Source organism: Rhodopirellula maiorica SM1 (assembly GCF_000346295.1).
Lineage (GTDB): Bacteria > Planctomycetota > Planctomycetia > Pirellulales > Pirellulaceae > Novipirellula > Novipirellula maiorica.
This window is the reverse complement of sequence record NZ_ANOG01000622.1, coordinates 1-13080: the sequence shown is the minus strand read 5'-3', so window position 1 is coordinate 13080 and position 13080 is coordinate 1. Positions and strand designations below refer to the sequence as shown.

The 13080-nt window shown below is 54.2% G+C and carries 8 protein-coding genes; 7 read left to right on the top strand and 1 reads right to left on the bottom strand.

Going from position 1 to position 13080, the window contains the following annotated elements; genetic code table 11:
• Positions 1-97: 97 nt before the first annotated feature.
• From secD to RMSM_RS19940, 7 genes are all read left to right on the top strand, one after another.
• Complete coding sequence (gene secD / locus RMSM_RS19970) at positions 98-3304, top strand: protein translocase subunit SecD (protein WP_236622227.1); 3207 nt, start codon at positions 98-100, stop codon at positions 3302-3304.
• 110 nt (positions 3305-3414) lie between these two features.
• A complete protein-coding gene (locus tag RMSM_RS19965) occupies positions 3415-5664 on the top strand; it encodes a M28 family peptidase (protein ID WP_008700235.1) in 2250 nt (749 codons plus the stop codon).
• Positions 5665-5946: 282 nt separating this feature from the next.
• Positions 5947-6531 carry an OmpH/Skp family outer membrane protein gene (locus RMSM_RS19960; protein WP_008700234.1) on the top strand — a complete coding sequence of 195 codons (585 nt, stop codon included), beginning with the start codon at positions 5947-5949 and terminating at the stop codon, positions 6529-6531.
• A gap of 192 nt (positions 6532-6723) precedes the next feature.
• Positions 6724-7620, top strand: a complete 897-nt coding sequence (gene lpxC / locus RMSM_RS19955; RefSeq protein WP_008700232.1) for a UDP-3-O-acyl-N-acetylglucosamine deacetylase — start codon at positions 6724-6726, stop codon at positions 7618-7620.
• A gap of 63 nt (positions 7621-7683) precedes the next feature.
• Positions 7684-8493 (top strand): acyl-ACP--UDP-N-acetylglucosamine O-acyltransferase, encoded by an 810-nt coding sequence (gene lpxA / locus RMSM_RS19950; RefSeq protein WP_008700230.1) that lies wholly within the window; start codon positions 7684-7686, stop codon positions 8491-8493.
• On the top strand, positions 8490-9587 hold the full coding sequence (locus RMSM_RS19945; RefSeq protein ID WP_008700229.1) for a Gfo/Idh/MocA family oxidoreductase: 1098 nt from the start codon (positions 8490-8492) through the stop codon (positions 9585-9587). Before lpxA ends, RMSM_RS19945 begins: the two co-directional genes overlap by 4 nt.
• 543 nt (positions 9588-10130) lie before the next feature.
• On the top strand, positions 10131-12281 hold the full coding sequence (locus RMSM_RS19940; RefSeq protein ID WP_008700227.1) for an ATP-binding protein: 2151 nt from the start codon (positions 10131-10133) through the stop codon (positions 12279-12281).
• Positions 12282-12379: 98 nt separating this feature from the next.
• On the opposite strand, the gene RMSM_RS19935 is transcribed toward RMSM_RS19940, so the two are convergent.
• The coding region (locus RMSM_RS19935) for a 3-keto-disaccharide hydrolase (protein WP_040768378.1) at positions 12380-13080 on the bottom strand (701 nt) is incomplete at its 5' end.

Here is a 13080-nt window from a genome sequence, read left to right as displayed (position 1 = left end):
GATGCGCTACTCGCACGACTGACGAATCCCTCCTTCGATTCAGAAACCTACGATGGACTGCAATTTCTTTTCCCAATCGTTTTTCGATTCTTTCGTGATGCCGCTTGCCCAAGCGGATGAGCTCGCCGAGCCCATCAAGGAAGGAATCTCAATCGATCAGTACATTTGGCTCGCTGCCGCGTTGGCTGTTTTGATTGTCCCGTTCATCCTGGGTGGGTGGCTGGCGAAGTTCTTGAAGATGCCCAACTATTCGACCCGTTTGGGGTTGGTGTTGTTGGCGATCATCGCAAGCTCGACGGTTCTGATCAACAAGCGACCGTCTCGCGGCGTTGACCTGCAAGGGGGAACGATCCTCGTTTACGAGATCGACCAAAGCAAAAACATTGGCGAAGACAAGGCGACGGGGCAACGGATTACGTCCGAAGACCTCGTTGAGCCTCTTTCACGCCGAATCAACCCCAGCGGTACCAAGGAAATCGTGATTCGCCCGTATGGCGAAAGCCAGATCGAAATCATCGTGCCAGCAAAATCCAGCGGCGAGGCTGATGGTGGCGAATCAAGCGGCGTCGGCGAAGTCGACGAGCTGGATCGGATCAAGCGACGTGTCGAAGAAGCGGGGATTCTGCGGTTTGCGATTCTTGCCAATCGCAACGACCACCAACGCATCATCGATTTGGCGATTGAGCAGTCTGAATCGGATAGCCAAGCCGAACGAACCAGCACCGTTGTGATGGACGTGAACGGTGAAATCGTGGGGCGCTGGGCACGTGTCGACCAAGAAAAAATCGAAAAGCAAGGCGTTCGCCCGCTGCGAGTCAACGTGGGCAACGCGATCGTTCGCAACCCTGTCACCGGACAATTGATCGATCTTCCGGCCAGTGTTCGTGGCGACAATGGCGAAATCAAAACTGTCAAATGGATGCAGCAAGAAGGTCTCGACAGCATCGAAACGCTGATGATCGTCGATCCCGATTTGGACATCAAAGGCGACGACTTGGCGTTTGCAGCAAGCACATTTGACCAGAACGGTGCCCCAGCGGTGGCGTTCAATCTGACCGACGAAGGTTCCGGACGCTTCTTTGCGTTGACCACCAACAACGCACCGGTGGGCACGATGCAGCGGCAATTAGGGATCGTCTTGGATGATGATTTGCTTTCCGCCCCCAATATTTTGCAGCCCATTCGCAAAGAGGGCCGTATCACCGGCAGCTTTACCAAAGAAGAGGTTCAAGATTTGGTCGCGGTTCTGAAGGCGGGGCAATTGCCAGCCGCACTGACTCCGCAACCGATTGCCGAAAACCAAATTGACCCCACTCTCGGTAAAGACACGATCAACAAAGGTTTCTTTGCAATCGGGTTGTCCTTGAGTCTGGTTCTCGTCTTTATCCTGTTCTACTACCGCTTCGCGGGCGTGGTCGCCTGCATCGCGTTGGTTTTGAACTTGGCAATGATCCTCGGCACGATGGTGCTGATCAACCAACCGTTGACGTTGCCGGGACTCGCGGGGCTTGTTTTGACCGTCGGTATGTCGGTGGACGCGAATGTTCTGATTTTTGAACGTATTCGCGAAGAGCTCAAAAAAGGTGCGGCGCCCCGCATGTCGATTCGCAACGGTTTTGCCAAAGCAACCGTGACGATTGTCGATGCTAACTTGACCACGTTGATCACCGCGATCGTTTTGTACGCGATCGGAACCGACCAAATTCGCGGTTTCGCGGTCACGTTGATTTTGGGAATTCTGTACTCGATGTTCACCGCGATTTACATGTCGCGAACGTTCTTTGACATTGCCGAACGACACGGGTTCTTGACCCTGAGTATGTCCGATGGAGTCAATTCGCTGCGAGGTATGTTCACTCGTGGTGATAACTTTGATTTCATGGGCAAAGGCAAGATCGCATTGGTCGTTTCGTCGCTGCTTGTCGTGATCGGAATCAGTTCGATCTTTGCTCGCGGACAAGGCATTTTCGATATCGACTTTGCCGGTGGTTCGTCGGTTCAGTTCCGAGTCGACAAGCCCACCGAAACCGATACGATTCGTGAAATCGTGGGTGAAGTGATGGTCGGCGAAGATGGCCAACCGATCCAGTTCACGGTTAACGGTGTAACCATGGAATCAAGCCCCGACGGCACCGTTTACAAGGTCGATTCGTCGTACGAGCAAGTCGATCAGTTGAAGAACGCGATCTCCGAGGCTTTCGCTAAATCCGAGAGCGTCAATCTTGTGACCTACAGGATCGATATCTCTCCCACCGATCCAGACGCACCGCTTGCACCGAAGTCATCTTCGCTGAAACCAAGCGACGCAAACGGAACCAAGTTGGCGGTCTTCTATCCTCAGGACGAAGCGGAAACGGATACCGTTGCCGTCGATGAAGAGGATGCCGAAGCGGAAAGCACGACACCGGCGATCTCGGATCGTTCGACGATCGTTTACAGCACGGCACTGATCAAACTTGGCATCGAAGGCGAAGAAGGCGGTGCGGGGATCAACGCTCCGACGCTCGTCGAAACGCTGGTCAATGCTGCCAAGGCAGTCAATGTTCCGCTGAATGAACGCGGGGTCGAACTGACGCCAATTGGCGAAGGTGCAGACAAGTGGAACACCAAGTCCTCGCTCTCGTTCAGCGAATGGACGGTGAAGTTGCCTTTGGAATTCGCTCAAGCCGACGCGATCATGGAACAAATCAAAGATAGTCTTGGCAACAAGCCGGTTTGGATTAGTAGCAGCAGCGTCGGGGGCCAAGTCGCCGGCGACATGATCGGACGTGCACTCGGCGCGTTGTTCGGCAGCTTGTTGTGCATCATCGGATACATTTGGTTCCGTTTCCAACGAGTGATGTACGGTTTGGCGGCCGTCGTGGCACTGTTGCATGACGTCATCGTCACGCTTGGTGCAATTGCGGTTAGCTACTGGCTCGCCGATGCCCTCGGTTTCTTGCTGATCGATCCGTTCAAGATCAGCTTGACCGTTGTGGCAGCGTTGCTGACGATCATCGGTTACTCGCTAAACGATACCATTGTCGTGTTTGACCGTATTCGTGAAACCAAGGGCAAATCGACTCACCTGACCGGCGAGATGATCAACACCAGCATTAATCAAACGCTCAGCCGGACGTTGCTGACTTCGATTACTACCTTGATCGTAGTGGTTCTGCTGTACACGGTCGGCGGAGCTGGAATTCATGCCTTTGCGTTTGCTTTGGTCGTGGGCGTTTTGGTCGGAACGTACAGTTCGATTTTTGTCGCCAGCCCCGTGCTGTTGTATTTGATTCAACGCAACGAACGGGTCAACGCTGCGTAGTGCAACTAGCGAACGGCCACTAGCGAGCAATCACTAGCGAACAATCGTGTCCGGCTAACGTAAACTTAGTCGGGCACGTTTTGGGATCGATTTGGAACAGGGAGTTGTCGATGCGTACCCTCGGAGCGGTTTGTCTACTTCTTGCTTGTTCGCTCCTCGGCAGCGGTCGGTTGCATGCGGAAAGTCCTTCGGCAGTAAGGTCCCAAGGACGTTGGCAAGCTCAGCTTCGCGCCGATGTGGTGCATTTGGCCAGCGATGAACTTCGTGGCCGCAGCGTCGATGACGACGCGATTCATGTTGCCGCCGATTACGTTGCAAAGCGTCTGGTCGACAGCGGACTGCGAACCGACCTCTTCCAAGGTTCTCCGTTTCAGCAGCTTGAAATCCCGGTCGGTGCTCGTGCAGGCGCGGCCGAACGCAACTTTGTGCGAATTTTCCGCTCGGCCAACGCCGCCGACGATCCGGCGAGCCAACGCAATCCGGCAGATTCCAGCACGTCAGATTCCAGCACGTCAGATTCCAGCACGTCAGATTCCAGTACGTCGGATTCCAGTGCATCGGATCCCAGCACGCCCGAGGCGATCGAGATCGATGAATCGCTATCGCTCGGCATGAACCCGATGTCGATTGGCGCGGCCAAGGGCGATGTTTCCGCCGAGCTGGTTTTCGTTGGCTATGGCATCACTGCGGATGGGCTTGGCTATGACGATTACGCGGGAATCGATGTTCAAGACAAAATTGTCGCGATCTTGCGAAAAGAGCCCGGCATGGACGACGCCAACAGCCGCTTCGAGGGGACGAAGACTTCGCCGCACGCCTATTTCCAAACGAAAATTGAAAACGCGATCCGGCATGGGGCGGCGGCCGTCATTCTGATCAATGATCCTCGCAGCATCGAAGCGAGCGTCGCCGAGGCTGAAAAGAAACTGACCGCCGAACTCAATCGGCTCGAAGCGGTCGGTGAACAGTTTGAACGGTTACCCGAGGAAGCCGAGAACATTCGTGCGACATTGCAAACGCGAATATCCGGTATCGAATCGATGATCGACGGACTCCGTGATGATGTCGAGCAGAGACGCCTCGGCGTATTGCAAATTGCAGAGGCGGGCGGAGCGGTCACGGTCGTTGCCTCAAAACGCTCCGATCCTCCAAATCCCGATCCTCCAAATCCCGACGCCCTCGAATCGATGGGCCGAGAGTCCGCTGCAACCGAAAAGAAGTCGATTCCAGTCGTTTCGCTGGCCCGCGATCGTTTTGATTTCGCCTTGCAAGCCACCACCGGATTCAGCTTGGCCGAAATTGAATCCGAAATTGATGCCACCTATCAACCGCACAGTATGCCGCTTCCCGGATTGATCGCCCATGTCAGTGTCGAGCTGAAATCCTCCAACGCCAGCACTGCGAACGTGATTGGCGAGTTGCAGGGGCGAGGCCATTTGGCCGGAGAGACGGTGGTGATCGGCGCTCACTATGATCACGTGGGAATGGGGGGCTACGGCTCGCTCGCCCCTGGAACGGTCGCGATCCACAATGGCGCCGATGACAACGCCAGCGGGACATCGGCAATGCTAGCAGCTGCGTCGTTATTGGTAGAGCGACTCAGCGAGTTGCAATCGCACCGCCGGGTGTTGTTTATCGGCTTCACTGGCGAAGAGCGTGGATTGGTGGGCAGTAAATATTATGTTCGTCATCCACGTTATCCACTCGATTCGACGGTGGCGATGATCAATTTAGATATGGTGGGGCGGCTTCACGACAACGAGTTGACCATTTATGGAACCGGAACGGGCGACGGGTTCGAGCAGATGGTGGATGGGCTGAATCAAAGCTATCAATTTAATTTGATGAAGGTCCCCAGCGGCTATGGGCCGAGCGATCATCAGTCGTTTTACGAGGCGGGCGTGCCTGTTTTGTTTTTCTTTACGGGGCTACACAACGATTATCATCGCCCAAGTGATGATTCCGACAAAATCGATTACGGTGGTCTAACCCGAATAACCGATATGGTTTCTGATGTCGCGTTTGACTTGGCGACACGCGAAGCGCGTCCGAGATATGCCGAGACAGAGAAACGCGTCCAGATCCGTCGTCAATTGACGGCGTTCATGGGGGTTTCTCTGCATGATCGAGCGGATCATGTGGTGATTTCAGGATTGACTTCGGGTGGTCCCGCAGAGCGAATGGGTTTACAGCCGGGCGATCGACTCGATCGCTTGGGGAAGAAATCGGTTCGCACCGCTGTGGATGTGTTGGATTTACTTCGTCATCGCTCTCCGGGTGATGCGTTGAAAGTTTCGCTGACACGAAACGGCGAGCCGTTGGAAATCGAAATCCGTTTGGATGCGCGTCCTAGTGGATGAGAAGCAAACGCGGCGGAAAAAACAGAGTAATTTTTTCGGGGTTTGTCAGAACTGCACAGATTAGTCTTTACGGCAATCGGTGTGGCTGGCACAATTCCGAGTGAGTCAGTACTGCGAGTGGCAGTTCTGATAGTGTCGGCGTGAATGTCTCGGCGATGGCGATGGAAGCCACGTGTACGAGTGTTTGCATTTGCGTCGAGTCAAGACCTGCGCACCCATAACGCAAGGAGAGCGGACGTGCGATTTAACTGTGTAGCGGCCATTCTAGTGGCCATCCTTACCATGACAGCCGTCGTCCCTAGTGTCGCTACGGCTCAAGAAGCATCCGCATCGAGCGGACATCGTGTCGCCGTGGTTGATGTAGCTTACATCTTCAAAAACCACCCCGGCATCAAAGCTCAAGTCGAGCGCGTCGAAGGCGATTTGAAGAACTACGACGCACAGCTGCAAGGCAAACGCGAAGAGCTAAAGCAAGCTGCCGAGCGTCTGAAGACGTTCAAAGTAGGCACACCGGACTACACCGCTCAAGAAGAACAAGTGGCATCGATGGAATCGAAGCTTCGCTTGGACATGGCGCGTAAGCGTAAAGAGCTTGCCGATGCCGAAGCACGTATCTACTACGAAAACTATCAACGGATTGCATCGGGCGTCCAGTTCTTGGCTCAGCACTACAAGATCAACATGGTGCTTCGTTACAACAGCGAAGAGATGGATCTTGAAAAGGGTGACTCGGTTATCCGTGGTGTGATGAAGAACATCGTTTATCATGACGAAGCACTCGACATGACCAAGGGCGTGATGCAGTACTTGGACAAAGCGATCCAAGAAGACATTGCCAAACGTGGCGCAGCGGGAACAACTCGCTAGTGCAGACAGGGATCGCGTGATTCGCGATCAAACGAAGTAAACCGATCTGTGGCATTTGAAATGAATCAAATGCCATGGTTCGGGGATTCTTCACCGCAGACGATTCATCGGACTCGTCAGCGCAGTGAATACAGTAAACAAACAAGGCTCTCGCATGGATGTGAGAGTGGGCACGGCAGGGGAGGCCGAAGCGTGACACCATCACGCAACGAACATACAATCGCAGTCTCGTGCGAAGTCCGTGGTCGAGGCTACTGGAGCGGTCGAGACGTGCGTGTCGTGATGCATCCGGCCCCGGTGGGAACCGGGATCCGCTTGGTCCGCAGTGATTTGCCATCCAAACCGATGTGCCAAGCGTCTGTCGAGAAACGACACGATGCAAATCTTCGCACCATCTTGCACGATGGTGACGCCCGTTTCGAGATGATCGAACATTTGATGGCTGCCCTGGTGGGACTCGAGATCGATAATTGTTTGGTCGAAATTGATGCCGAGGAATTGCCGGGACTTGATGGCAGTGCCGCAGCGTTTGTCGCTGCATTGCGAACCGCCGGGCTGATCATTCAGTCGCAACCCAAACGCCGCTTGACCGTGCGTGAGCGAATCTACGTCGAGTCACCTGCTGGGTGGATCGAAGCAACTCCCGCAGAAGATGGCCGCACTTCGTACGAGTATCGCTTGAGTTTCGATGGTCCTTCGCCGATCTTTGATCAAACCTTCACACTGCGAATGACACCGGAACGTTTTATCCGTGATGTCGCTCCGGCTCGAACTTTTGTCACGGAAGCCCAGGCTCAATCCCTGCGACAGCAGGGGGTCGCGTCGCACGTCACCAATCAAGATTTGTTGGTGATTGGCGAACACGGTCCGATTGAAAATACGCTACGGTTTCGCGACGAATGTGCACGGCACAAAGTACTTGATTTGATCGGCGACTTGGCGCTTGCTGATGTCGAATTGGTCGGGACCTTTGTTTCCTATCGTGGCGGACACAACCTAAACGGCCGCATGGCTCAGCGACTTGCTGAGCTCGCAGCCTCGCAGATTCCCCTAACCCCTATCTCACAATCGCATCGAAATGTTGCTTAGCCATAGCAGTGATTTCTCTGTGACATTGTGGGATTACAACCGAGAGATGTTTGGAGCCGAAACATGAGTACCCAGATTGCTCAGACCGCGGTGGTTGATCCACGTGCTAAGTTAGGGACGAATGTACGCATTGGTCACTTCTGTGTGATCGGGCCAGACGTCAGCATCGGTGACGATACGTTGCTCGAAGACCATGTCGTTCTTTCCGGCGTGACCTCGCTGGGCGAAGAGAATCATGTGTTCCCGGGCTGCGTGATCGGTGCGGACCCGCAAGACACCAGCTACAAGGGCACCCCGACGCAAGTACAGATCGGTGATGGCAACGTTTTCCGCGAGTACTGCACCGTCAACCGCGCAACGGAAAAAGAAGACGGCGTGACGCGAGTCGGCCACAACAATTACTTCATGGCTCACACCCACATTGCACACGATTGCAAGGTCGGTGATCGCAATGTGATGGCCAACAATGTGATGATCGGTGGTCACGCGCACATCGGCAACGACATCACGATTGCCGGTGGCGTGGGCATCGTGCACTTTGCATCGGTCGGAAACATGGCGTTTATCAGCGCGATGGCGCGAGTGCTTCATGACGTTCCGCCCTACATCATTGTCGATGGTCAACCCGCCAAACCTCGCGCGGTCAACACGATCGGTATGAAGCGACATGGATTTCCCAAGGAAGACATCGAAATCCTGACCAAGGCTTACAAGTTACTTTATCGATCCTATGTGGGACTCGATGCCGCCAAAGAACAATTGTTGTCCACTGGCCCCATTCGGCCTGTGTTACGCGAACTGTTCAATTTCATGGATACAACGGTCGCCGGTCAAAAAGGCCGTGGTCGCGATCGAAGGAGAAAAGCAGCGTGAGTCGGTTACGAATCGCAGTCATCGGTGCAGGTCATCTAGGACGTATCCATGCCAAGTTGTTGCAACAAGTCGACGGGGTCGAGCTGGTTGCGGTGACCGATCCGTTCGAGCAAGCTCGGGCGAAAGTGGAAGAACTGTTTTCAGTCCCCACGTTCGCTGATTACCGAGAGTGTATTCCCAAAATTGATGCGGCTGTGGTCGCTGCCCCGACTGATCTGCACGCGGAAATCGCCACCGACTTGCTCAAAGCCGGCAAGCACGCGTTTGTGGAAAAACCGTTGGCGGCGAATGGCCCCGATGCACAGCGAATTGCCAATTTGGCTCGCAGTCGCAATTTGACACTACAGGTCGGGCACGTCGAGCGATTCAACCCCGCGTTCGCAGCGTTGGAAGATTTGGCGGTCGATGCAAAGTACGTCGAGGCGGTTCGCGCATCGCGTTTCCCTGGTCGCTGTTTGGATGTCGGCGTCGTGATGGATTTGATGATCCACGATCTCGACCTTGTTCTTTCACTTACCAATGCACCAGTGCGGTCGGTATCGGCTAGCGGGATGTCAGTGATCAGTAGTCACGAAGACATCGCGGAAACTCGCATTGAATTCGAATGTGGGTTGGTCGCCAATTTGAAAGCGTCGCGATTGAGCCCGACACCGGCTCGGCAAATGCAGATTTTCGGTGCTAACGGATTTGCGGATATCGACTTTGGTAAACCGTCGCTGACGTCGGTTTGTCCAAGTGCGTCGGTGATCGACCGCACCTTTGATCTCGATAGCGAAGTCGCGAATCCACTTGGATGTGCCGATCAAATCTTTACGGAATCGCTGAAGTGTGTCACCAAGGAACTTGAGCCACGCAACGCGATCCTTGATGAACTTCACGATTTTGCCATCAGCATCCAAACCGGCATCTCGCCCGCCGTGAATGGGGATGCAGGAGCAAGAGCGGTGATCGTTGCCGATCAAATCCTCGATTCCATCAAGAAACGCACTTGGTACCGCGATTCAAGTACGACCGAAGTGGGGCCGCATGCGATGGTTCGCCAGCGCATCGAAACGGTCAGCCGTCGTGCGGGACAAGATCGACGCGCCGCTTAGCCGCGACGATTCATTTCCACGTCTCACCGAGACGTGGGGCAAAACGGAAAACCATGATTTGCGTCGGCCGAATACCTCATGCGGGTGTCTCGTCGCCGCGGCGCATTCAAGTGGATGTTGAAACCAGCGATGTTTCCAGTCGTAATTTTCTAGCTGCAACGTGTTAGCGGACCTTTCATGGGTCTGCCGTTCGCTGTCTTTCGGGCACTGTCTTGCTGCGAAACCTAGCGGTGCCGCGGGAGCTGCCCCCTCAAGTGGCGGGGGTGGTCCATCAATCTTTGCGGTGCGGTTGTCCGAAATTGATTTCCAGTACAAGGTTTCTGGCTGGACGAAGACGGTCGCGTGCAGGGCATTGTGTCCTCGTTTGACAAATTTCCGGCACTCAAATTGCCTTTCGTATTGATTTCGGATGTCAAAACGCACTTGAGAGGGACGGGGACGAGCCGCGGCTCCTAGAGTATTGACGTGCAGCCAGACGAGGGACCTGCTACACTATCTGACGTGCGACTGCGCCGGAGCACTTTAGAACAGAAAGCCCCCTAGATGATTTATCTTCCTGAAATTTTGTCGTCGATTGAAGATCCCACAGGTTTTCTGCTTGAGTCAATTAAATCAGCGTTACTAATTGATGACGTCTCGGGGCTGGTGTCGCTCTTGGACGGGATGGATGACACCTCGTCAACTTCATTAGCTGAGAAGCTTGAATCTGACCCTGGGTTCCGCGACAAAGTCTTTGCGGGGATCAAAACGGTCACCTTCAATGAGGCCGCGGTTGAATTGTTTGAGGCAGATTCGATCGAGGAATTGAGTCGTCGTGCTGCGGAAATCGCACCGCCGGAGTCGCTTTCGTCGCTAGCGGCTTACTTGCAAGCGATTGCAGGTCGGGATCCCCGTTTCAGCGACGACGTTGCTTTTGTGACGCTCAAGGGAAAACGGATTTATGTCCGTGCCAACGTCAACATCTTTGAAAATGGCGACAAGACGTTTGCGGTCAATTCCTTTACCAATATCACCGATTGGTACAACGACCAAAACGCGCTTGCCGCGGTTCGCACGCGTTACGCGCTGGCGTTGAAGGGAAGCCAGTTTGGAGTATGGGACTTTGATATTCTCAATCAGCAAGTGATCCGAGACGCCGAGTACCATCGAATCCTTGGGTATGGTGAAGGCGAGCTTGATTCCTCTGTGATGGGGGTGCGGGCGCTGATGCATCCCGAGGATCTAAGCGATTTGGGTACGATGGAGGAATTTCCGGATTCGTTTGATTACGAATTTCGCGTCCGTCGCAAATCAGGCGAATATCGCTGGGTTCGTCTCGAAGGATCCGTCTGCGAGTGGAACGCAGCGGGTGAGAAAATCCGCGCGGTCGGAACGGTGCGTGACACCACGGTGGAACGGCAGCAGTTGGAACTAATGAATCTTGAAAAAGAGATTTTCAAGAATGCGTCCGATGGCACGTCGATTGAATCGTTGATTTCTCTCGTTGCCAGCAAGATTGACGTCGCCTTTCCAGCTCTCCGATGTTTGGTGTTGATGCTTGACGATTCTCGACGCTCAATCCGTTATGCAGCCGCTCCCTCGCTACCGGAGGATATCCGCAAATCGCTGCTAGGGTTTCCGATCATGAGTGAACCGACGACTTGTCGCGCGGCGATGCAATCGGGCTCCTTTCAATTTATGCACGACGCGTGGTCCAGTCGTGAATTCTCTTCCACCGCTGCGTTTTGTACGCCGGTTGGGATCAAGACCATCGGATCGATGCCGATCACCGACAGTACTAACACGACGTTGGGGACGATTTGTTTGGCGTCGAACGATTCCAACTGCGGACCGCCCGAGGATCTGGTCAGCCTCGAGCGAGTGGCCAGGTCACTGGCGTTGGTGATCGAGCGAGACAAACAACGAGACCGTGCGCGAAAGCGTGAGTTGCAAATTCAAAACCAGCAAAAATTTGAGAGTCTCGGAAAGCTAGCAAGTGGAATTGCCCATGATTTCAATAACTTGCTGACTGTGATCACGACCAATGCCGAACTATGCAGTTTCAACGTACCAGCGGACAACCGCGTGGCCAACGACAACTTGAATCAAGTCGTCTATGCGGCCGAGATGGCATCGTCGCTGTGTAAGCAAATGTTGACGTTTGCCGGGCAATCAAAATCGCAAACTCAGCATGTCGATCTTGCTCAAGCCGCGACCAAGGTGGCGAGTTTGGTAGGTTCGGCGACCAAGAAAGGAATTCATATCGATCTGCATATCGCCCCGGGGACACCGAATGTTTGGGGAGACGTCACCGCCCTATCGCAAGTGCTGTTGAATTTATTGACCAATGCCGTCGAAGCGATTGGGGAATCGGGCGAGGTGCAAATCGACGTTGCCACCAAACAGGTCGACCAAGCGGAAATCGATGGATTCGTCTTTGGTGGAAAGATTCAACCGGGAGAGCATGTCTATGTTACCGTCAAAGACAACGGAGCCGGGATTTCGCCGGAGACACTGCGTTATGTCTTCGATCCCTTCTTTACTACCAAGTCGACCGGGCAAGGTGTTGGATTAGCGACGGTACTCGGGATCGTGGAACAACACGGCGGGGCCATCGATTTGCAATCCTCGGTGGGATCGGGAACTGAGTTCACGATCTTGTTTCCTGCGTTGGCTGAATTGCAACCTGCCGCCGAGAAATCCGTCTCGAATTGAACCGCAAAATCTCCGGCCGATTGGGCCGTTTGCGACAATGCTGCTGCCGCAAACGGCGATTCGGTTAGAATTAACTCGGAGATAATCCGTTGGTTTCTCTACTGGATCGGAGTCTCTTTTTTGCCGTCGCGAAGGAACGGTTCGCGTTCCTGAACACCCACGGCTGGTTTAAATTCACGAACCCAGATGTTGCGGAACCGTACGGGATTGCCGTGGTCTTGCAGCGAGATCGGGCCGACAGGTTTGTGGGCCTTGTATTCGGGAGGTCGGTTGTAGGGAGTGTCCCCTTTTAGCTCGAAGTGATTCAGGATCAAGACTCCGTTGTGGACCACGGTAACGTAGGCGGGGGAAACCAATTTTTGGTCGTCGCCAAAACGGGGGGCGGTCCAGAAGATGTCATAGGTGTTCCATTCGCCTGGCGGACGTGTTGCGTTCACCGAAGGTGGCGTTTGTTTGTAAATCGCTCCCGCTTGCCCATCGAAATAGGTTTCGTTGTCGTACGAATCCAACACTTGGATTTCGTAGCGTCCCATCATGAACACACCGCTATTGCCTCGGCCTTGTCCGCTGCCTTTGACCGGGGTCGGCGCCGACCATTCAATATGCAGCTGGCAATCACCGAATTCTTGTTTCGTCGTGATCATGCCTTTGCCGGTACTTGCGACGCCATCTTTGACGTCCCATTTGTCGCCGTTTTTCCATTCGGACAAATCGGCACCGTCAAATAAAATGACCGCGTCCGAGGGGGCGTCTGCGTTGGTTTCGCCTGGAGTCACCTTGGGCGGTTCCTGCCATTTGA

Bases quoted from the DNA above. Each gene is read 5' to 3' on its own strand.
- RMSM_RS19960 (WP_008700234.1), top strand. From the start codon at position 5,947: ATGACAGCCGTCGTCCCTAGTGTCGCTACGGCTCAAGAAGCATCCGCA.
- RMSM_RS19940 (WP_008700227.1), top strand. From the start codon at position 10,131: ATGATTTATCTTCCTGAAATTTTGTCGTCGATTGAAGATCCCACAGGT.
- lpxA (WP_008700230.1), top strand. From the start codon at position 7,684: ATGAGTACCCAGATTGCTCAGACCGCGGTGGTTGATCCACGTGCTAAG.
- secD (WP_236622227.1), top strand. From the start codon at position 98: ATGCCGCTTGCCCAAGCGGATGAGCTCGCCGAGCCCATCAAGGAAGGA.
- RMSM_RS19965 (WP_008700235.1), top strand. From the start codon at position 3,415: ATGCGTACCCTCGGAGCGGTTTGTCTACTTCTTGCTTGTTCGCTCCTC.